General features: G+C 66.0%; 16 protein-coding genes. 2 read left to right on the top strand and 14 right to left on the bottom strand.

Annotated elements, in window-relative coordinates; all coding sequences use genetic code 11:
- From LQV39_RS25845 to uxaC, 10 genes are all read right to left on the bottom strand, one after another.
- Window positions 1–1,181, bottom strand: a 1,181-nt coding sequence (locus LQV39_RS25845) for a DUF2863 family protein (protein WP_230030063.1), incomplete at its 3' end; no start/stop codon positions are given.
- A 77-nt stretch (window positions 1,182–1,258) separates the two neighbouring features.
- Window positions 1,259–2,848 carry a methyl-accepting chemotaxis protein gene (locus LQV39_RS25840; protein ID WP_230030062.1) on the bottom strand — a complete coding sequence of 530 codons (1,590 nt, stop codon included), beginning with the start codon at window positions 2,846–2,848 and terminating at the stop codon, window positions 1,259–1,261.
- A gap of 59 nt (window positions 2,849–2,907) precedes the next feature.
- Entirely contained in the window at window positions 2,908–3,585 is a 678-nt protein-coding gene (locus LQV39_RS25835; protein WP_230030061.1) for a GntR family transcriptional regulator, read from the bottom strand.
- A 172-nt stretch (window positions 3,586–3,757) separates the two neighbouring features.
- Window positions 3,758–4,687, bottom strand: coding sequence for a sugar kinase (locus tag LQV39_RS25830; RefSeq protein ID WP_230030060.1), 930 nt, complete (start codon window positions 4,685–4,687; stop codon window positions 3,758–3,760).
- A 137-nt stretch (window positions 4,688–4,824) separates the two neighbouring features.
- Window positions 4,825–6,954 (bottom strand): glycoside hydrolase family 28 protein, encoded by a 2,130-nt coding sequence (locus tag LQV39_RS25825; protein ID WP_230030059.1) that lies wholly within the window; start codon window positions 6,952–6,954, stop codon window positions 4,825–4,827.
- Window positions 6,955–6,991: 37 nt separating this feature from the next.
- Window positions 6,992–8,263: a porin gene (locus LQV39_RS25820; protein WP_230030058.1), complete on the bottom strand. Its 1,272-nt coding sequence runs from the start codon at window positions 8,261–8,263 to the stop codon at window positions 6,992–6,994.
- Between the two features lie 23 nt (window positions 8,264–8,286).
- Complete coding sequence (locus LQV39_RS25815; protein ID WP_230030057.1) at window positions 8,287–9,591, bottom strand: MFS transporter; 1,305 nt, start codon at window positions 9,589–9,591, stop codon at window positions 8,287–8,289.
- Between the two features lie 24 nt (window positions 9,592–9,615).
- Entirely contained in the window at window positions 9,616–11,055 is a 1,440-nt protein-coding gene (locus LQV39_RS25810; RefSeq protein ID WP_230030056.1) for a tagaturonate reductase, read from the bottom strand.
- Window positions 11,052–12,662 (bottom strand): UxaA family hydrolase, encoded by a 1,611-nt coding sequence (locus LQV39_RS25805; protein ID WP_230030055.1) that lies wholly within the window; start codon window positions 12,660–12,662, stop codon window positions 11,052–11,054. Before LQV39_RS25805 ends, LQV39_RS25810 begins: the two co-directional genes overlap by 4 nt.
- A gap of 17 nt (window positions 12,663–12,679) precedes the next feature.
- Window positions 12,680–14,074 (bottom strand): glucuronate isomerase, encoded by a 1,395-nt coding sequence (uxaC, locus tag LQV39_RS25800; protein WP_230030054.1) that lies wholly within the window; start codon window positions 14,072–14,074, stop codon window positions 12,680–12,682.
- A 385-nt stretch (window positions 14,075–14,459) separates the two neighbouring features.
- On the opposite strand from uxaC, the gene LQV39_RS25795 reads away from it, so the two are divergent.
- Entirely contained in the window at window positions 14,460–15,752 is a 1,293-nt protein-coding gene (locus LQV39_RS25795) for an NCS2 family permease (protein ID WP_230030053.1), read from the top strand.
- Window positions 15,753–15,755: 3 nt separating this feature from the next.
- On the opposite strand, the gene LQV39_RS25790 is transcribed toward LQV39_RS25795, so the two are convergent.
- Both LQV39_RS25790 and LQV39_RS25785 read right to left on the bottom strand, forming a co-directional pair.
- Complete coding sequence (locus LQV39_RS25790) at window positions 15,756–18,365, bottom strand: EAL domain-containing protein (protein WP_230030052.1); 2,610 nt, start codon at window positions 18,363–18,365, stop codon at window positions 15,756–15,758.
- A gap of 311 nt (window positions 18,366–18,676) precedes the next feature.
- A complete protein-coding gene (locus tag LQV39_RS25785; RefSeq protein WP_230030051.1) occupies window positions 18,677–19,309 on the bottom strand; it encodes a response regulator transcription factor in 633 nt (210 codons plus the stop codon).
- A 209-nt stretch (window positions 19,310–19,518) separates the two neighbouring features.
- Between LQV39_RS25785 and LQV39_RS25780 the strand changes: the two genes are divergently transcribed.
- Window positions 19,519–20,325 carry a YdiY family protein gene (locus tag LQV39_RS25780; RefSeq protein WP_307727876.1) on the top strand — a complete coding sequence of 269 codons (807 nt, stop codon included), beginning with the start codon at window positions 19,519–19,521 and terminating at the stop codon, window positions 20,323–20,325.
- Here LQV39_RS25780 and LQV39_RS25775 read toward each other — a convergent pair.
- Together LQV39_RS25775 and LQV39_RS25770 are read right to left on the bottom strand one after the other, a co-directional pair.
- Window positions 20,322–20,735, bottom strand: a complete 414-nt coding sequence (locus tag LQV39_RS25775; protein ID WP_230030049.1) for a GFA family protein — start codon at window positions 20,733–20,735, stop codon at window positions 20,322–20,324. The genes LQV39_RS25780 and LQV39_RS25775 overlap by 4 nt on opposite strands.
- A partial coding sequence (locus tag LQV39_RS25770) for an MFS transporter (RefSeq protein ID WP_230030048.1) occupies window positions 20,735–21,613 on the bottom strand: 879 nt, incomplete at its 5' end. The genes LQV39_RS25770 and LQV39_RS25775, both read right to left, overlap by 1 nt.

Below are 21,613 nucleotides of genomic sequence, written 5' to 3'. Positions count from 1 at the left end.
CCCGCATCGAAGCCCCGCGCCACCAGGATCCCGTCCAGGCCGACCGTACCCAGCCCGTCGCAAAGGTCCTCCATCTCGGTCTCCAGGTCCGCCGCCAGGTCCAGCGGCTTGTCGACCGAAGCCAGCGGCGCCCCGCCGTCCAGTGGGTACAGGTTGATGCGCAGGGCGGCGTGGTCGACCAGGTCTACCGGCGCCACCACGGCCTTGATGCGATCCGGTTCGCGTTCCAGCTCTTCCAGGCGGGCGTTGACTTCGGCGAGCGTGGCCAGCATGCCCAGCTCGGCCACGCCCTGCCCCTTGGCGCCGTAGAACAGGTCCTGGTACAGGAAGTTGATTTCGATCTCTGCCGGGTTAGCCGGCGACAGGCTGCGCGCCAGCAGCGGCTGTATGGTGCCGGCCCACATGCGGTAGCGCGCCATGCGGCCTTCGAAATAGGCGTCGGCGGCCGCTTCGTCCTTCGGCACCTTGTAGAAAGGATCGTCGGCGTGCTTCAGCGAGAAGCCGAGCAGGAAGCGCAGTTCCATCGCTTCGTCGTCGGGGCTGTAGCCGCTGGCGTGCCAGCCGCGCATGCTGGCTTCGATGGCGGGTGCCGCCACCAGCTTCTTGCTGCGCATCGAGGCCGCGGCTTCCTTCAGCATCTGCTGCAGGCCGCTGTAGCCGATGTGGTCGACCTCGTCCAGGTCATACAGGTAACGGACCAGCACCACGCGGCTGTCCGCGCTGGCCAGGCCGGTGTGGCGGAAGCTGTCGCTCAGTTCCTCGAAGGCGGCGTCGTCCTGGAACACCTGGTCCGCCTTCAGGCCCCCCAGAGTGCTGACGAACAGCGGGATCATGAAAGCGTCGATTTCCAGTTCGTCGCCGTCCTCGTCGCGCAGGCGCAGGGTCGCGGCCTCTTCCTCGATCTGCTCCTGCAGGTAGCGGCAGCAGTCGGGATCGGTGTAGCGCGCGGCTTCGATGGCGCCGTACAGCACCTCGTCGTGGTTGCGGCGCAGGGCGCGGCGGACCAGGGTCAGCAGGTCCTGCTCGAATTGCGGCTTGCGGGCGGCGGCCTGCAGGTCCTCGGGGTCGGCTTCGGTGATTTCGAGGGCGAGATCGACCAGGTTCTGGGCCAGCGCCTCGTGATCGGCCTCCTCCGCCGGTTTCGCGGTTTTGCGGGGAGCTGGGCGCTTATTTTTGGGCATGGCGACATTCAATTATGGTGAACAAGGCACCATGTTATCAAATGGCGTCAAAAAACCTCGCCTACCGCTTTTTATAGTCAGGCGGCCAGGCGCAGTGAAGGTTCGCGCGCCACCGCGGCCTTGCCGGCCCAGTTGTCCTCGAGGCGGAACACGGCCACCAGCTCGGCCAGTTCGCGCGACAGTTCCTGCAGCTGCTGGGCGCTGGCGGCGGCTTCCTCGACCAGCGCCGCGTTCTGCTGGGTGACGTCATCCATGCCGATGATGGCCTGGTTGATCTGGTCGATCCCCTGGGTCTGCTCGCTGCTCGCGCTCGAGATCTCGCCGATGATGGTACTGACCTGGCCGATTTCGCCGACGATGGCCTGCATCGCGGCGCCGGCCTGGCCGACCAGGCGGCTGCCGTTGCCGACTTCCGCCACCGAGGCGCCGATCAGGCCCTTGATCTCGCTGGCAGCAAGGGCCGAGCGCTGGGCCAGCGAACGCACTTCGCCGGCGACGACCGCGAAGCCCCTGCCCTGCTCGCCGGCCCTGGCCGCCTCGACGGCCGCGTTCAGCGCCAGGATATTGGTCTGGAAGGCGATTCCGTCGATGACGCCGATGATGTCGGCGATGCGCTTGCTCGATTCTTCGATCGCGCTCATGGTGCGCACCACTTCGCCCATCACGGCGCCGCCATCCCTGGCGGCCTTCGACGCGCGCGAGGCCAGTTCGTTGGCGTGCAGCGCGTGCTCGGCGTTCTGGCGCACGGTGCCGGTCAGTTCTTCCATCGCGGCCGCGGTCTCTTCGAGCGCGCTGGCCTGCGACTCGGTGCGCGAGGACAGGTCGAGGTTGCCGGCGGCGATCTGCTGCGAGGCCTCGGCGATGGTGCGCGAATGGTCGCGGATCCGGCGCACCGTGCCGGACAGCTCGTCCTGCATGCGGGCGATCGCCTTCAGCAGGCTCTTGTCGCCGGCGCCGTCCAGGTAGACGGGGCGCGACAGGTCTTTGTCGGCGATGCGGCGGGTGATCGCGGTGGCGATGGCCGGGTCGGCGCCCAGCGTGCCGGTGATCGAGCGCACCGCGTTCCAGCCCAGCAGCGCGATCGCCGCCAGCGCGGCCAGGAACACGGCCGAGAACTGGCCTGCCGTGCCCCAGAACTGCGCGTCGATGTCGTCCGAGAAGAAGCCCGTGCCGATCCACCAGCCCCAGGGCTCGAAGGCGATCACGCCCTGCAGCTTGCCGCCCATCCGGCCGCTCTCCGGGTGCCTGGCCTTGACCGTGACCAGGGCCACGCGTTCCTTCGCCAGGCCTTCGCTGTAGGCCTGCGCGTCCGGGCGGCCGTGCAGGGTCTCGCCCTGGGCGATCTTGCCGATGTTTTCCGGCTTCGGATGCACCAGGTTCAGGCCGGCGGGCGTGCGCACCCAGTAATAGCTCTTGCCTTCGTTGTTCAGCTGGGTCAACGCTTCCTTGGCGGCGGCTTGCGCCTGCTCCGGCGTCAGCCTGCCCTGCCTCTGTTCGTCGTAGTAATGGGCGACCAGGTGTTCGCCCATCGCCAGCATATTGGTGATTTCGGCTTCGCGGTCGTACTGCATCGCGCGCTGCAGGGTGGTCAGACCGAGGCCGCCGAGCGTGGCGAGTGCGACGACGGCGGCGCCAACGAGAATGAGGAGACGATTCGATACTTTCATGATGGACTTCTTATGCAGCGGAGGCGCACCGGGATGGTGCTAGTTGACGTACGGCAATTCTACCGTAGGGGGCGTCCGTTCAGGTGGCTCGTGAAGAACTCGGGACGCAACTTTCGTGTAATTTCCAACACCGGCATGACATGATCCAGATGCTCGCGCATCGCGTTCACTGCGGCGGCCGGATCGCGCGCCTCGATGGCGGCGACCACCGCGCGGTGCTCTTCCAGCACGCCGGCCATGCGGCCTTCCAGCGGAAGGGTCAGCTGGCGGTAGCGGTCCATCTGGGTTTTGGCCTGCAGGATGATCGGCCACACGCCCGGATAGCCGGACAGCTCCGTCAGCGCCGCATGGAACATCTCGTCGCTGCGGTGGAAAGCGCGGAAATCCTTGGCCGCGATCGCCGCTTCCTGCTCGTCGAGGATGGCGCGCAGCCTGGCCGCACCCTCCGGGCCGGCCCGCTCGGCGGCCTTCTCGATCACGGCCGTCTCCAGCGCATGGCGCACCAGGTTGGCCTCTTCCAGCTGGTCCAGCGGAATGCGGGCCACGAAGGTGCCGGAACGTGGGATCACCTCGATCAGGCCTTCGTCCGCCAGGCGCTGCACGGCCTCGTGCACCGGCGTGCGGCTGGTGCCGAACTCCTCGGCGATCTCGCGCTCGACCACGCGCGCGCCGGGCAGCATGCTCATCTCGACGATGCGCTGGCGCAGGCAGAGATAGACGCGGCGCGAAGCGCTCATGCTGGATTCGGCCACGGGGCTGGGAGGTCTTGGCGTGTTCATAGCTGGGAGTTTAACGTGACACGTCGTTCCCGCGAAGGCGGGAACCCAAGTTCGTTGCGCTGCCGGCTGCGCTCGAGCGTAGGGGCTGCGTATCCAACTTGGATTCCCGCCTGCGCGGGAATGACGGTCTTCAGGTCGGCATCAGCTCACGCGCAATGATCGCCCCGCGATGGCGGATCACGGTCCCGGCCAGCCTGTGTCCGGCGCGCGCCGCCGCCGCCGGATCCTGGCCCGACAGGCGCGCCGCCATGTAGGCTGCGCCGAAGGAATCGCCGGCCGCCGTGGTGTCGACCACGTCCTGCACCGGCGCCGGCGCCACCTCGTGAAGCTGGCCTTCGGCCCAGACCACGCAGGGTTCGGCGCCGCATTTCACGACCACTTCCCTGACGCCGTAGCCGCGCGTGCGCTCGACCACGCGGCGCGCCGTTTCCTGGCCGTAGAGCGCGTGCTCGTCGTCCAGGGTCAGCAGTGCGATGTCGGTATGGGCCAGCACGCGGCGGTAGACTTCGGCGGCCGCCTGCGGGCTTTCCCACAGGCGCGGGCGGTAGTTGTTGTCGAAGACGACCGAACCGCCGCGCGTGCGGCACTGGGCCAGCGCGGCGATCAGCAGCTCGCGGTCGGCTTCGGAAAGAATCGCCAGGCTGATGCCCGACAGGTAGACCATGCGCGCGGCCGCCAGCTGTACCAGCACCTTGCCGGCCTCCGGGGCCTCGAGCCAGTGGCGCGCTGCGGAATCCTTGCGCCAGTAATGGAAGCGGCGCTCGCCGCTGGCGTCAAGCTCGATCATGTAGATGCCCGGCAGGCGCTCCGGCAGGCGCTGCACGCAACGCGTATCGATGCCTTCCGCTTCCCAGCTGGCCAGCATCTCGGCCGACATGCCGTCCACGCCCAGCCCGGTCACGTAGGCCACCCGCACCCTGGCCGGATCGAGCAGGCGCGACATGTAGACCGCGGCGTTGAGCGTGTCGCCGCCGAAGCGGTAATCCATGCCCGCGCCGCCTGCGCTGCGCTGCAGCTCGATCATGCATTCACCGATTGCGTAGACGGTTTGTGCTTCCATGTGCATTCCTCAAAATTGAAAACGTCGTTCCCGCGGAGGCGGGAACCCAAGTTTGGCGGGCAGCCACTAAAATCAAGCCTAGCCGTCAGCTTAGCGAACTTGGGTCCCCGCCTTCGCGGGGACGACGGGTTTGATGCTTAGTGACGCGAATCCCAGGTCGAACCGAAGTAGTTCGAAGCGCCGATTGCCGGGAAGTCCACGTAGGCCTTCGAGCAGTCCACCACCTTCGACGGATCGACCGCCTTGGTCGGCACGCCGTTGATCACGTTGCGGTTGTCCGCGGTGGCGATCAGCGGCAGGTTCACGCCCTTGACCGTCAGATTCGCGTCCGAGGTGGTCAGGGTGATCTCGTCCGGGCTGTCGGCAACCACGTTGGTCATGTTCATGACCAGCGGGTACTGCGGGTTGCCGAAGCCGCCGGTGTTGGCCTGGAAGCCCTGCAGCTTGACCGCGGTCTTGCCCTGGATGCGCACGTTCTCCATGGTGATGTCATGGAAGTTCGGGAACAGCGGGTCGTCCTTGATCGCCTTGGTCGAGTAGTACGGGGTGAACAGCAGCGCGTTCAGGCCGTTCTTGATGCAGATGTTCTTGTAGTGAACATTGCTGACCTCACCGCCACGGGCGTAGTCCGACTTGATGCGCAGGCCTTCTTCCGAATCCCAGAACGCGTTGTCGTACACCTCGATGTTGGTCACGCCGGCGTTGGTCTCGGAACCGACCGAGATGCCGTGGCCGTAGTAGATGTGGTTGTGCGCCACGACCATGCCGTGCTTGCGGTCCGAACGGACGTCGCGGTTGCCGTCGATGCCGGGCAGGCCCGAGCCCGAAGGCGACGGGTTCTGGCTGCCCTTGAAGGCCATGTCGTCGTCGCCGGTCGACACGTAGTTGTAGGCGAACACGAAGTTCTTCAGGTAGCCGTCGAAGGACATCTTGGCGGCCGACCTGGTCGACGAGCCGGTCGTCAGTGCGCTCGACGTGGCTTTCGAGGACGAACCCGGGTCGAAGGCATCGGTGTTCTTGACGTTGTCTTCGTTGAAGACTTCGCCGGTGTACAGCGGATTGCCGTTACCTGCCGGGTTGGCGAAGGCCGCCAGCGACGGGGTCTGGACCTTCACGCCCCACACGGTCAGGCCATCGACGCCGCTCGGCACGACGTGGAAGTTGGCGCTGTTGTTCAGGGTGACGCGGTACAGGGTCAGGTTCTTCGCGTAGTTGAAGACCATCATGCGGAAGTTCGACTGCGAACCGAAGCCGGTGGTGCCGTTCTGGACCATGTTGCCCAGGTAGGCCAGATCCCACCAGGTCATGTTGCGGGCCGAGGACTTCAGGTTGACGATGGTGCCGCCGTCGTCGCACGGGGTGCCGTCCGCAGCCTGGGTGCCGCTCTTCCACGCCGTATAGGTGTTCGAGCAGGTCATGTCGACCTTCATCAGCGGGTACAGTTTATCGGTGGTGACGATCTCGGCGTAGCCGCGGCTGTCGATCGCGCCGTCGCCCATCACGGCCGAGTTGACCAGGTTGTCGCCGCCGATCAGCGGCAGGCAGTTCGACGAGGAGCCGGCTTTCGACGACGAAGTCGCGGTGTTGGCGCAGAACTTGTTGGAGGCCGCGTCGGCCACATAGGCCTTCGCATCGCGGGTCGCGTACAGGGTCACACCCTTGTCGATCCACAGGGTCACGCCCGACGGCAGGGTCAGCGGACCGGAGATGAAACCGTCGCCGCCCTTCGGGTTGACGACCAGGCGCACGGCGAACTTCGACGCCTTGTAGGCCGGCTTGGCCAGTTCTTCGCCCGAAACGCCGGCGATGTTGACGTTCGGCTTGGCCGCGGCTTTCTGGGCGGCGGTCGCGGTGGCGTCGGCAGCGGCGATCTTCGCGCCGACCTCGAGGTCCACACCGGCGCCGCAGGCGTCCAGCGCGGCCTGAATGCGGGCCTGGTCGGGGTTGATGACGGCCGGGTCCTGGGCGACGCCGGCGCCGGCCTTGTTCGGATCGGCTTCCGGCGGCAGCGAGCCGTCAGGACGGCGCACCAGCTTCGGATTCGCTTCCAGGGTCGCGCACACCTGGGTGTCGCTCGGCAGGTTCGGTTCGGCCGGCAGATCCGGGTCATAGGAGGTGGTGCCGACTTGCACCACGCTGCCCGCGGTGTAGGTCACGGCCGATTCGGTGGAACCGCCGCCGCCACCGCCGCCGCAGGCGGCCAGCGAGGCTGCGATTGCCAGCATTGGTACCACGAGACGGACGTCTTTCATTACTTGCTTGCTCATTGCTTGTGTCTCTCTTGTTGCTTGTATGTGCAGGTGCTTAGAAGCGGGCGATCAGGCCGACGCCGAAGGCGCGCGGGCTGTTGCCCGGGGCCAGGAAGGCGTCTTCCTTGCCGGCGTTGTTGCTGTACACCGGCGCCTGGCCCAGGTTCACGTTCTGCTGGGCGTGGTTGCGGATCTTGGTGTAGTAGACGTATGGGCTCAGGTAGCGGTTCAGGTTGTAGATCGCGCCGATCGAGTACTGGTTGGCGGCGTAGTCGCTCTCCTTGCCGAAGGTCGCGCCCTTCAGGTCGAACAGCTTGCCGGCCGAGGCCATGATGCTGGCCTTGCCGATGTCCTGGGCCAGCGACAGCATGACGGCATTTTGCTTCATGGTGCCGACGGTGGTGCCGGTGTAGAAGTTGCCGGCGGTCGGCACCGCGACCTGCTCGTAGCCGTACTTGCCCTGCTCGAAGCCGAGGCCGATGGTGGTGTTGGTCGGCAGCCTGTAACGGCCGATGACTTTGGCGAAGCTGGTGTTCACGCCCGACGAATCCATGGTGCGGAAGCCGTAGCCCGCCACCGCGGCGTCGGTGTCGACGCCGGTGTTGTTCTGGCGGTCGTAGCCGGCGCCGATCGAGAACGCGCCCAGGGTGTACTTGGCGGCGACCGACCAGCGGCCGCGGTTGGTGTTGGACTCCTGGTTCTCGTCGAAGCCATAGGAAGCGCCGACCTGGAAGCCGTAGTACACGGGCGACAGGTAGTGCGCCGAATTCTTGTAGCGCGCTTCGCCGCGCGAGAAGATGCTGTCGGCGTTGCCGGTCAGCTGGGCCGAGGTGTTGTTCCAGACGTCCAGGCCGTGGACGGTCAGGCCCAGGTTGCCGCCGAACTCGCCGCCCGAGCCGATCAGGCTGCGGTAGACCGAGTCGTTGTTACCGACGACGAAAGTACCGAACTTGGCGCTCTCGACGCCGACGTAGCTGTTGCGCGAGCTGAGGGTGGTCGATTCGCCGCGGGTGTTGACGCCGCCCTGGTCGAAGTTGTTCAGCGCGGCTTCCAGCTGCCACACGCCTTTCAGGTCATCGGTAACGCCGATGTTGCCGCGGAAGCCAAGGCGCGAATTGCCGTCCGAGACGCGGCCGCGGGTGCTGTACGGGGTGGCGCCGCCCTGGGCCTGGACCGATTCCAGCTGGCCGTTGAGGAAGCCGTAGATGGTGGTGTCGACTTTCAGGTTTGCGAGTTCGCCGAGCGTGGTTTCCGCCATCGAGACATTCGACAGGCAGGCCAGTGCGGCGGCGGCCAGGAGGGTCTTCCTGGTGATGAATTGCGTCATTTGGTGCTCTCTTCTGTTACGGATTACGAGTTTTGCGCCGCCTGAACGGTCGGCACGGCTTTCATGGGCGGATGCGGCGTGTTGGAGGAACCCTCACGCACCAGCATCCAGACGACGATGGCAGCGAGCACATCGAAAACGGCCAGCACGACGAACATCGGGCTGTAGCCGACATGGGTGACCAGCACGCCGAACAACAGCGTGAACAGGGTCGCACCCAGGTAGCCGGACATGCCGGCAAGGCCGGTGGCGGTTGCCACTTCGTTCTTGCCGAAGACGTCCGAGGTGATGGAATACAGGGCGCCCGACAGGGTCTGGTGGGCGAAGCCGCCGATGCACAGCAGGCCGATAGCCGCGTACGGGCTGTCGACCAGGCCCACGCAACCGGGGCCGATCATCGCCAGCGAACCGATCGCCATCACCCATTTGCGCGACTGGAACAGCGACACATTGAAACGCTTGTGGATGATCGGCGACAGGTAGCCGCCCAGCACGCAGCCGATGTCGGCGGCCAGGAAAGGCAGCCAGGCGAAGGCGGCGATCTCCTTCAGGTTCATGTGGCGCTCGGTGGCCATGTACAGCGGGATCCAGGCATTGAAGGTCTGCCAGGCCGGCTCCGACAGGAAGCGCGGGATGGCGATCGACCAGAAGTTCCGGCTCTTGACGATCTGGCGCCAGCCTGCTTTCCTGGCGTTGTCGCTGTGTTTCGCTTCCTGGCCCGACAGGATGTAATCCCGTTCTTGATCGGACAGCAGCTTCTGGTCGCGCGGATGCTTGTAGAACAGCGCCCACAGCAGGGTCCAGACGGTGCCGATCGCGCCGACCACCACGAAGGCGGTCTGCCAGCCGGCGTGCAGGATGCACCACACCACCAGCGGCGGCGCGCACAGGGCGCCGATCGAGGAACCGATGTTGAACCAGCCGATCGCCACCGAGCGCTCCCTGGCCGGGAACCATTCGGTGGTGGCCTTCACGCCGGCCGGGATGCCGGCCGCTTCCGTCAGGCCCAGCAGGCCGCGGAAGAAGGCCATGCTCTGCCAGCCGGTGGCCAGCGCGGCGCTGGCGCAGGCCAGCGACCAGGCCAGGGCGAACACCGCGAAGCCGATCTTGGTGCCGATCGCATCCAGCACATAGCCGGCCACCGGCTGCATCACCGCGTAGCAGACCTGCCAGGCGACCACGATGTACGAATACTGCTGGGTGCTGATGTGCAGCTCGGACATCATGGTCGGCGCCGCGACCGACAGCGTGTTACGTGCCAGGTAGTTGACGATCAGGCCGAGCGTGACCAGCCCGACCATCCACCAGCGCATGCCTTTGAACTTCATATCGTCTCCTGCGTATTTTTTTGATTAGGCGAGCAGCTCGCGCACGCCCTGCCGGTTGAGCTGTTCCAGTGCGACGGTCAGCGCATAGGTCAGGCCCGGCACTTCGTTCAGGTCCCTGCCCCACAGCGCGCGGTTGGCGAGCCAGCCCGACGCCAGCTGGGCCAGCGACCACTCGCCGGCGCCGACCTTGCCCCAAGCCTGGGCGAACCAGTCCAGGTTGGCCTTGTCGTCCGACAGTTCGATGACGCCCCCGCGGTACAGCAGCATGGTCGCGGCCAGGGCCAGCACCAGCCGTCGCGGCATGCGGCCGGCGTTGATGTCGATGTAGCGCAGCAGCTGCGGCATCACGCGCGCGGCAAACTTGCTCCAGCTGTTCAGCGCGATCGAAGCCAGGCGGTGGTGGATCGCCGGGTTACGGAAGCGCAGGATGACGTCGTCGGCATAGGCTTCGAGCTGCTTGCGGTCCATGCCAAGCGCCGGGATGATTTCATCCAGAATGGCGGCGCGAAGGAAGCGCCCCACGCCTTCATCGTCGACCGCCGGACCCACCGCCTCGAGGCCGGCCAGCAGCGCGACAGGCACCAGGGTCGTGTGGCCGCCATTCAGGATGCCGACCTTGCGCTTTTTATAGGGGGTGATGTCGTCGACCAGCTTCACGTTCAGGCCGGCGCCGGCCAGCTTCAGCGCTTCGCCCACCCATGCCGGGCCCTGGATCACGAACAGGTAGTAGTACTCGGCCGCCACCAGGAACTGGTCGCTGTAGCCAAGGTCCTCCGCGATTCTCTCCGCGTCCGCCGCCGGGTAGCCGGTGACGATGCGGTCAACCAGGGTCGAGCAGAAGGTGCAGGCTTGCTCGATCCAGGCGTCGAAGGCGGCCGGCAGGTCCCACAGGCGCGCAAAGTGCAGCACGGCCTTTTTGAGTGCGGGGCCGTTCTGGTCGATCAGCTCGCAGGGCAGCAGCACCAGGCCCTTGTCCATGGCTTTACCACTGAGGCCGTCGAAGGCTTCGAAGCGCTTGAACAGGAACTGGGTCAGCTTGGCAGGGAAGGCGCTCGGGGGCGCATCGTCCAGGCGGTCGCTGTCGTTGACGGCGATGCCGGCTTCGGTGGTGTTCGACACCACGAAGCGCAGGTCCGGATTCGCGGCCAGCGCCAGGTAGTCCCCGTACATCGTGTTCGGGTCCAGCTCGCGCTGGACGCATTCGACGGTGCGGTATTCCTTGACCGGCTCACCCTGCTCGTTCAGGCCGCGCACCAGCACGGTGAACAGGCCGTCCTGCACGTCCAGCAGCGGCACGGCACTGCCGCCGCGCGGACGCACCACGACCACGCCGGCATCCAGGCCGCTGCGCTCGTTGAGGAGGTCGACCTGCCAGTCGAAGAAGCCGCGCATGAAGTTGCCCTGGCCGAACTGGAGAATCTTGATGGGCAGCGCGAAAGGCGCGCTGCGTTTCAAATTTTTCATAGCGAGATGTCGCGCTTCCAGAAGATGAAGTCGTACTGCTGCAGGCGGTCGGCCTTGCAGGTGTACTTGCCGCTGGCGGTGTCGACGACCATGTCGAACAGGCCCTGCGCCACTTCCGGCAGGGGTTTGCCCTCGATGATGGGACCGCAGTCGTAGTCGATCAGGTCGTTCAGCCTGGCGGCGACGCGGCTGTTCGAGGAGATTTTCAGGACCGGGACGATCGGATTGCCGGTCGGCGTGCCGAGGCCCGTCGAGAACAGCACCACGTTCGCGCCCGAGGCAACGATGCCGGTCACCGATTCGACGTCGCCGCCGGGGGTGCACAGCAGGGACAGGCCGGGTTTATCGGTCTGCTCGCCGTAGTCCAAGACCGAGACGATGGGCGAGGTGCCGCCCTTCTTCGCGGCGCCGGCCGACTTCATCGCGTCAGTAATCAGGCCGTCGCGGATGTTGCCCGGGCTCGGGTTGTCGGCGAAGTGGGTGCCGACCGCCAGCGCGCGCTGTTCGAAGTCGCGCATCATGCCCAGGAAGCGGCGTTTGTCCTCGTCTTCCACGCAGCGTTCGATCAGGTTGGCCTCGACGCCGCAGAGTTCCGGGAACTCGGCCAGGATCGAGGAGCCGCCGACGGCGACCACCATGTCCGACACATAGCCCATGGTCGGATTCGCGGAGATGCCCGAGAAGCCGTCCGAACCGCCGCACTTCACGCCGATCTTCAGGTGCGAGAGCGGCACCGGCCGGCGCTGGACCCTGTTCGCTTCCTTCAGGTGAGAAAGCGTGTCCTGCAGCACCGCCTTCATCATCTTCTCTTCGCTGTCCCACTGCTGCTGTTCGTAGATCAGCACGGGCTTGTCGAAGTCCGGATTCTGCTTGGTGAGGGCTTCCTTGAACATGCCGATCTGCGCGTTCTGGCAGCCCAGCGAGAACACGGTGATGCCGGCCACGTTCGGGTGGTCCGCGTAGGCCGACAGCACCTTGCACAGCGAGCGCGCATCGGCGCGCGTGCCGCCGCAGCCGCCGTTGTGGGTGATGACGCGCACGCCGTCCAGGTTCGGGAACGGGCGGACCACCGGCTTCGGCGCTTCCATGTCCTCTCCCAATAACTGGAAGGTCAGCGCGGCCAGGTCGTCGGTGGCGTAGCCCAGCGGACGCTCGAGCGCATTGCGCAGGTGCTCGACGTTGCGGTTCTCGCAGAAGACCAGCGGGAAGATCAGCCAGTAGTTGGCGGTGCCCACGCGGCCGTCGGCGCGCACGACGCCATTGAAGGTGGCGCCGTCGAAGCTGCTGACGTCCGGCGGGGTCCAGGTGTAAGGCGCAGTGCTCTCTTCCTTTTCGCCGATCTCGACTTCGGCAGCATAGTGCGCCAGGTTCTCGGTGGTGACCGCCTCGCCCTTCTTGATCGGCTGGGTCGCCTTGCCGACCGGGACGCCGTACATGTTCAGCACATCGCCCACGGCGAAGGCGCGGCGCGCCAGCTTGTGCTTGGTCTTGACCGCGGTCGAGACCAGGATATTCTCGTCATTCCAGGTGACGACATCGCCCGGCGCCAGGTCGGTCAGGGCGACCAGCATGCTGTCGTCCGGGTGGATGCAGATTACTCGTTGCATGAACGTGCAGCCTCTGATTAAAGCTTGAAGTAGTTCTTGGCGTTTTCGTAGCAGATGCCGCGCACGATGGTGCTCAGCGCTTCGAAGTCGTTCGGGTACTCGCCGCCGGCAACCCATTCACCGAACTGGCGGCAGACCAGGCGGCGGAAGTAGTCGTGGCGCGGATACGAAGCGAAGCTGCGCGAATCGGTCACCATGCCCACGAAGATGCCCAGCACCGAGTGGTTGCCGAAGGCCAGGATCTGGTTCAGGTTGCCGAGCTTGTGGTCGTTGAACCACCAGGCCGGGCCGAACTGCACCTTGCCGGCGACGCTGCCGTCCTGGAAGTTGCCGATCATGGTCGACAGCACTTCGTTCATCGCCGGGTTCAGGTTGAACAGCATGGTCTGCGGCAGCTGGTCGTTGGCGTCCAGTGCGGACAGCAGCGCGACCAGGCCGTTCGAGGTGGTCATGTCGCCGATCGAATCGAAGCCGGTGTCCGGGCCCAGCGTTTCCAACATGCGCTGATTGTTGTTGCGCATTGCGCCGATGTGCAGGCACATGGTCCAGCCGAACTTCGCGTAGACGGTACCGATGTTCTCCAGCAGGCCGCGCAGGTACTGGCTCTGTTCCAGGTCGGACAGCAGCTCGCCTTTCACGCGCTTGGCGAAGAAGGCTTCCAGCTGCTCCGGGGTCGCGGCATTGGCCGGCAGCGGGATGTCGATCGCGTGGTCGGAGATGCGGCCGCCGCGCTCGTGGAAGTAACCGACGCGCTTCGCCAGCGCTGCCATCATGGTGGCGAAGGAGTCGATCTTCACGCCCGAGACTTCCGACAGGCGCGCCACGTACTCGACGAAACCCGGGTTATTGATGCGCATGGCCTTGTCCGGACGGTAGGCCGGCAGCACGCGGGTCTTCAGCGCGGATTGCGCGATCTCGGCGTGCTGCAGCAGGTCGTCGACCGGGTCGTCGGTGGTGCAGGCGATTTCGACCTTGGCCTGTTCCAGGAAAGCCCAGGTGTCCATGCCGGCCAGCCTGGCGTTGGCCTGCTCCCAGATCGCCTCGGCGTTCTTCTCGTTGATGATGAGGTCGATGCCGAAGATGCGGCGCAGTTCCAGGTGGCTCCAGTGGTAGATCGGGTTGCCGATCGCGAGCGGCAGGACCTTGCAGAAGGCCAGGAATTTTTCCTTGTCCGAGCGCTCGCCCGTGCAGTATTCCTCCGCCACGCCGGCGGTACGCATCAGGCGCCATTTGTAGTGGTCGCCGCCCAGCCACAGCTCGGCGATGTTGCGGAAGGTCTTGCGTTCCGCGATTTCGCCCTGCTGCAGGTGGGAGTGGTAATCGATCACCGGCAGGTCGGCTGCTACCTCGTGGTACAGCTTCTTGGCGACGTCGGTGGTGAGGAGGAAATCCTTGTCCATGAAGGCGGTCATGCTAGTCGTGCTCCTTGCGTAGGGGTGCACCGGGAGGCCGGCGCTCTGATATATCAGAATGGTATGCCTAATATATTACTGGCGCAAGAGCTTTTCGGGCTTTTGGTCCAGCCAATTTGTATCACCTATGTTACCAGTTTTCAAATTGGCATGATCGGGTATTCAGCCATTAATTGTTGGGATTTTCGCCAACGGGACGACACAACGGTTCTGTGCGCCAATCGGAATTTGCACTGGTTGGCAAAGCTTCAAGCGAAACCTTGTCAGGCCAGATAAGAAAATCGCGGTTTTGGGCGGTGGTGTTATGCTTCGGTCATCTGTACAGTGACGCGCGTACGCAACATCAATACACGCGTGCCCTCCCCAATTGGAACCTTCAAAGACCATGCTCGAACGCCTATTTCACCTCCGGCAAAGCGGCAGCGACGTCCGCACCGAGATGCTGGCCGGCCTGACCACTTTCCTGACGATGGCCTACATCATCTTCGTCAACCCTTCCATCCTCGGCGACGCCGGCATGCCGAAGGAAGCCGTGTTCGTCGCCACCTGCCTGGTGGCGGCGCTCGGCAGCGCGGTGATGGGCCTGTATGCCAACTACCCGATCGCGATGGCGCCGGGCATGGGCCTGAATGCCTATTTCGCCTACGCGGTAGTGCTGGGCATGAAGGTGCCCTGGCAGGCGGCGCTGGGCGCCGTGTTCGTGTCGGGCTGCCTGTTCATCCTGGTGTCGGTGTTCGGCCTGCGCGCCATGATCGTGAACGGCATCCCGCGCTCGCTGCGGGTGGCGATCACGGTCGGCCTGGGCATGTTCCTCGCCCTGATCGCGCTGAAGAACGCCGGCATCGTGGTGGCCAGCGAACCGACGCTCGTGAAGGTCGGCGACCTGCACCAGGGCGGCGCCATCATGGCCATGATCGGGTTCCTGCTGATCGTGACCCTGGACCGCCTGAAGGTGCGCGGCGCGATCCTGATCGGCATCATCGGGGTGACGATCCTGAGCTTCTTCTTCGGCGGGAACGAGTTCCACCACGTGGTCTCGACACCGCCCTCGCTGGCGCCGACCTTCCTGCAGCTGGACGTGCCGGGCGCCCTCGCCGTCGGCATCCTGAACGTGATCCTGGTGTTCTTCCTGGTCGAGCTGTTCGACGCCACCGGCACCCTGATGGGCGTGGCCAGCCGCGCCGGGCTGCTGGTCGAAGGGAAGATGGAGCGCTTGAACAAGGCCCTGCTGGCCGACAGCGCGGCGATCGTCGCCGGCGCGGCGCTGGGCACCTCCAGCACCACCGCCTATCTGGAGTCCGCCTCCGGCGTGCAGGCCGGCGGGCGCACCGGCCTCACGGCCCTGACGGTGGCGGTGCTGTTCCTGGCCTGCCTGTTCATCGCGCCGCTGGCCGGCGTGGTGCCGCCCTACGCGACGGCACCCGCCCTGCTCTTCGTGGCCTGCCTGATGCTGCGCGACCTCGGCGACATCGAATGGAACGACACCACGGAGGCGATTCCGGCCGCGATCACGGCTCTCACCATCCCCTTCACCTACTCGATCGCCGAGGGTATCGCCTTCGGTTTCATCACCTATGCGGTGCTGAAGCTGACCACCGGGCGCGCGCGCGAAGTGGCGCCCATCGTCTGGGTGATCGCCGCGCTGTTCGCCTTCAAGATCGTTTACATCGGCACGTAGTTTTCAAGCTGGCGCCGTCTGCGGTTCGCGCAGCGGCGCCCGGTCCAGCATGACGCCATCGCGCAGCATCTTCCCGAAGTCCTCGGCCGGCAGCGGCTTGCTGAAGTAATAGCCCTGCATGGCGTCGCAGCCATGCTCGGCCAGCAGGGCCAGCTGGCCCGCCTCTTCCACCCCTTCCGCCACAACGGTAAGGCGCAGGCCATGCGCCATCGCGATGACCGCGCGCGCGATGGCGAGATCGTCGCCGCTGCCGAGAATGTCGGCGACGAAGGACTGGTCCAGCTTCAGTTTGTCGACCGGGAAGCGCTTCAGGTAGTTCAGGTTCGAGAAGCCGGTGCCGAAGTCGTCGATCGACAGTTTCACCCCCATGCTTTTCAGCTGGGCCAGCAGGGCCACGCTCTTGTCGGCGTCGGCCATCGAGGCGCTTTCGGTCAATTCGAGTTCCAGCAGCTCGGCTTCGATCCCGCTCTCCTCGAGCACGCGGCCGACCGTGCCGACGATCTGGTCGTCGAACTGGTGGGCCGACAGGTTGACCGAAACCGGCACCAGCGGCAGCCCGGCGTCGCGCCATTTGCGCTGCTGGCTGCAGGCGGTGCGCAATACCCAGTCGCCCATGGTCATGATCAGGCCGGTCTCTTCGGCCAGCGGGATGAAGACGCCCGGCGGCACCAGGCCGCGCTCCGGATGGCGCCAGCGCAGCAAGGCCTCGGCGCCGACGATGGCGCCGCTGGCCAGGTCGACCTGCGGCTGGTAGTGCAGCACCAGTTCCTCGCGTTCGATGGCGCGTCGCAGCGCACTTTCCAGCTTGAAGCGGTCGTTCGCGCCCTGGTTCAGTTCCGGGCGGTAGAAGGCATAGCGCTGACCCACGCTCTCCAGCGACTGGCGCAGCGCCGCCTCGGCGCCCTGCACCATCACGTCATAGTGCAGGCCGTCGTTGGGGAAGACCGCAATCCCGAGCGCCGGGTCGAGATGCAGCTCCTCCGACTCCCAGGCATAGGGCTTGCCGACCGCGGCCAGCAGGCGGCGCGCCGCCACCGCCAGGTCCTCGGCCACCGGGCGCATCGCCAGCACCGCGAAGCTGCCGTCGGAGAAGCGGCCCACGGCATCGGCGCCGGCGATGGCGCGCAGCCGCGCCGCGGCTTCCTGGACCAGCGCCTGCTCGGCCGCCGGACCGAGGGCCTCGCGGATCAGCGCCATGCGGCCCAGGCCCAGCAGCATGAAGCCGAGCACCTGGCCCTCGCCCTGCGCCTGGACCTTCATCTGGCGCAGGCGGTCGCGCAGCAGCAGGCGGTTGGGCAGCCCGGTCAGGGTGTCGAAGTTGCTGATGTAGCGCAGGCGCTCCTCGGCGCCGCGCAGCTCCGTGGCGTCGATGCCGGTGCCGAGCACGTATTCGATGCTGCCGTCGTCGCGCCGCAGCAGGGTCTGGGTCCAGATGATCGAGCGCGGGCCGCCCTTGCGGGTATGCCATTCGCCCTGCATGCGCGCGGTGCGCGGCATGCCTTCCAGGTTCTGGAATACGTGCCGCACCGCGAGCTCGTCGTCGACACGCCGCACCACTTCCCAGCAGGGCTGGCCGATGGCCTCGGCGGCCTTCCAGCCGAGGGCTTCCTCGCAGGCGCGGTTGAACATCACGATATGGCCGCTGGGCGCGGCCAGCAACACCAGCGCGCCGGCGGTGTCGACCACGGCCGACAGGCGGTTGCGTTCGGAGCGCAGGGCGGCGGTGCGTTCGACCACCAGCGCTTCCATGCAGGCGTACAGGCCCGCGCGTTCGAGCGCGGAACCGAGCTGGGTCGCCGCGCTGTCCAGCAGCGAGCGTTCGGACTCGCCCAGCACCGGGCCGGCCGGCAGCAGTTCGAGCACGCCCACCTCGCGCTGCTGGGCCAGCAGGGGCAGGCGCAACAGCTGCAGCCCCGTCGACGCAGCCGGCATGCCGCGCGCTGCCAGCGACCGCTGGATGCCGTCCGGGCCGAGCGCGCAGACCGCGGCGCCGGCCAGGCCCGGCAGGGCCAGCAGGTGCGCCAGCGCCGCTTCGGCCACGGCCTGTTCTCCGACCGCTTCGTTGAGCGCGGCTGCCATGCCGTGCAGGATCGCCAGCGAACGGCAGGAGCGTTCCAGCACGCAGCGCTGGTCAGCCAGTTCCGCATTCATGCGCAGGGCCTGGGCGTGGGTTGCGACCAGCAGGTCGTAGATCTGGCGCCGCTCGGCCGCCATGAATTCGAGGGGACGGTCGGACGTGCCGAGCGCGCAGGCCTGCAGGATGCGTTGCAGGCGCTCGCGCAGCTGGATGCCGTCGTAGGGCTTGCGCACGAAACTGTCGGCGCCCGATTCCAGCGCCTGCACGATGTCGTTCAGGCTCGCCAGCCGGGTCAGCAGGACCACCGGCAGGCTGGCGTGCACCGGGTCGTCCTTCAGGGTGCGGCAAAGAGTAAAGCCGTCCATCCCGGGCATCGCGATGTCGCTGATGATCAGGTGCGGGCGCTGGCGCGCCACCTCGGCCAGGGCGCTGGCGCCGTCGCCCGCGATCCTGACGTGCCAGCCGGGTTCGCTCGCCAGCAGGCGCGCCAGATGCTGGGCCTGGGTCGGGCTGTCTTCGACGACCAGGATATCCACTGTGTCTCCGGCCATTTCTCTCTCTCTCGCGTATTTGTCTTCTATGCGTGCTATTCGCCGTATCGATTGCTATTTCGATAGGCAAGATGGATAAGTTATAACATTGTGACGCGCACATGAAGGAAGGGTATGCAGCGGCCGGCGTATTAACGGGCTAGGCAAGACCCGCCCGCCGCCGGCGCTTCCGGATGCTCGCTCATAGTGGGATTCAGCGGCGCCGGCCATGCGCCATGTCGCAAATCGAGAGCGCCTCTGTCGCAGATTTAACGACAGGGCTTGGTTCACATTGTTGCCAATCGGCAACGACAGAGTCAGCCGGCGAGTCCGTGCTGCAAGGCGTAGCGGATCAGGGCCGCATTGGTGGACAGGCCCATCTTGCGGAAGATGCGGGTCCGATAGGTATTGACCGAGCTGATGCTGATCCCAAGCTCGGCGGCGACCTGCTTGATCTGCAGGCCGGCGCCGATCAGGACCACGATCTCGCTCTCACGCGGGGTCAGCAGGTGATGCGGCGGGGCGGCCTGCGGACAGCTCGCCTCCTGCATCAGCAGCGCGGAAACTCTTGGCCCCAGCCAGCGCGTGCCCTGGCCGGCCCGGCGCAGGGCCTCGAGCAGCTCGGCCGAGCCGCTGGCCTTGGACACGTAGCCGAGGGCGCCGGCGCGCAGGGCCGCCAGTGCATAGCGTTCCTCCGGGTGCCCGCTCAGCATCAGCACATGCAGGTCCGGGAAGTGTCGCCGCAAGGCCGCCAGCCCATCCAGCCCGTCGGCATCGGGCAGGCCGATGTCCAGCACCACGAGGTCGGGGCGGACCTGGGCCACCAGTGCGAGCGCCTGCTTCAGGTCGGCCGCTTCGCCCGCCACCTTGAGGTCGGCGCAGTGGCGCACGAGCTTCTTGATCCCTTCGCGGATCAATTCGTGGTCGTCGGCGATGACTAGCCTGATCAATGTGCGGTCCTTATACATTCATGCCAGTATGTCCGGCAAACCGCAATATTCTAGGCGGGTGGAAGCTAGAATTGCAAACGCAATGAATGAACAATTTACAATTACATTATCTTTCCATGTATCCGTGTCGCAAAAAAAGCCGGTTTGATGAGTTTGACGATCCGCTTTGGTTTAGAATATCCGGCCATCCATTGAACCATGGGATGCTCATGAAATCTCAGATCATCTGGGCGCTGGCGTTTGCCTGCGCAAGCAGCGCGGCCGCCGCCGCGCCGGACGACTTCGCGGATACCGCGCCGACGTCGACCTACTTCACGCAACCGCCAACCACCGCCCTTCCTGAAGGCAGCAACTGGTTTACCTCCGCCGAACTGGGCGCGATCAGCACCTCCGGCAACACCACCGGCACCTCGGTGACGGGCAAGATCGACGCCCGCCACGAGATGAGCAACTGGAGCAACGAGTACATCTTCAGCGGCTTCTTCAAGGAAGACGAAGTGGTCAACGAGGACGGCACGCGCACCCGCAACCGCTCGGCCGAGCGCTGGCAGGTGTCCGCCAAGGCCGCTTTCAAGCTGCTGCAGGACGGTAACCGCGCGTTCGTGCTCGGCTCCCACGTCAACGACAAGTTCGGCGCCTATACGCGCTACTCGACCCTGGCGGTCGGTTACGGTACCCAGCTCATGAAGCGCGAAGACAAGTCGGTCGACGTCGAAGTCGGTCCGGGCTACTTCCATGGCGAGAGCGCGACCGGCGAGCAGGATTCCGGCATGACGGTGCACGGCGCGGCCCAGCTGCGCTGGCGGGTCAGCCCCTCGGCGGCCTTCAGCCAGACGGTCAGCGTCGAACGCGGCACCACCAACGTGCACACGGTGGCGGAAACCGCGCTCAGCACCAAGATCAACGGCACCATGCAGATGAAGGCGGCCTTCAGCGCCCGCAGCGACAGCAAGGTCCCGGAAGACAAGAAGAACACCGATACCCAGACTTCGCTGACGCTGGTCTATTCGTTCTAGTAGGGTGGGGTCACGCCATCGCCGCGGCTCCGCGGGTACACCGGCAGCCCATCGTCTACCCGCATCCACGGCAGTCGCTGCGAAGCGAAGGTATGGTCCTGGGGTGAAGCAGCCGCCGGATCGTCGAGACTGCAGGTGGTGACGTCGACCTCCTCCGGGTAAGCATCGTTGCGGTAGGCGAGCGGCGTACCGCAGGCGCCGCAAACGCTGCGCTCGACCTGCGGACTGGAGCGATGCGTGGCCGGTGTTCCTTTGACGAAGCGCAGCTCGGCCGCCGGCACCGAGAACCAGGCCACGGCCGGCGCCCCCGCCGCGCGCCGGCAGTCGACGCAATGACAGAGCGTGCGGTGGAAGGGTTCCACCGCCGTTTCATAGCGCACCGCGCCGCAGGCGCAGCCTCCCCTCAGCATTACTTCTCCTTTGCGGACGTCACCGGCAGCAGCGCCGCCAGGCTGATGAGCGCCGCTGCGCTCAAATACCAGCCGACAGTGGAAAGACCGTGGTTGGTGGCCAGCCAGGTTGCCACATAAGGCGCCAGCGAGGCGCCCAGGATGCCGGCCAGGTTGAAGGTCAGCGAGGCGCCGGTATAGCGCACCTCCGGCGGGAACATCTCCGACAGCAAGGTGCCCAGCGGCCCATAGGTCATGCCGATCAGGCACTGGCCCAGCACCATGAACAGGGTCACCATGGCCAGCGAACCGGAGCCGAACAGCGGCCCGAAGGCCAGCCCGAACACGGCGATCGCAGCCGAGACGCCGATCATCACGCGGCGGCGGTCGAGGCGGTCGGCCAGCACGGCGGCGATGGGAATCGTCAGGCCGAAGAACAGGATCGCGAACAGCTGCAGCAGCAGGAAGGTCTGGCGCGAGTAATGCAGGGCCGTGGTGCCCCAGCTGAGGGCGAACACCGTCATCAGGTAGAAGATCACGAAGGTCGCCAGCGCCGCCAGGGTGCCCAGCACCAGCGCACCCGGGTGCGACTGGAACACGGCCGCCACCGGCAGGCGCACGCGCTCGTTGCGCTCCAGGACCTTCTGGAAGTCCGGCGTCTCGGTGATCTTCAGGCGCACGTACAGGCCGACGATCACCAGCAGCGCGCTGGCCAGGAAGGGTACGCGCCAGCCCCAGCTGAAGAAGTCGGCGTCCGTCAGGGTTTGCGACAGCAGCAGGAAGGTCGAGCCGGACAGGAAGAAGCCCAGCGGCGCGCCCAGTTGCGGGAACATGCCGTACCAGGCGCGCTTGCCCGGGGGCGCATTCTCGGTGGCCAGCAGCACCGCCCCGCCCCACTC

It is taken from the genome of Massilia sp. Bi118 (assembly GCF_918697865.1).
Classification (GTDB): Bacteria; Pseudomonadota; Gammaproteobacteria; order Burkholderiales; family Burkholderiaceae_D; genus Telluria.
This window is presented reverse-complemented; position numbering and strand designations above follow the sequence as displayed.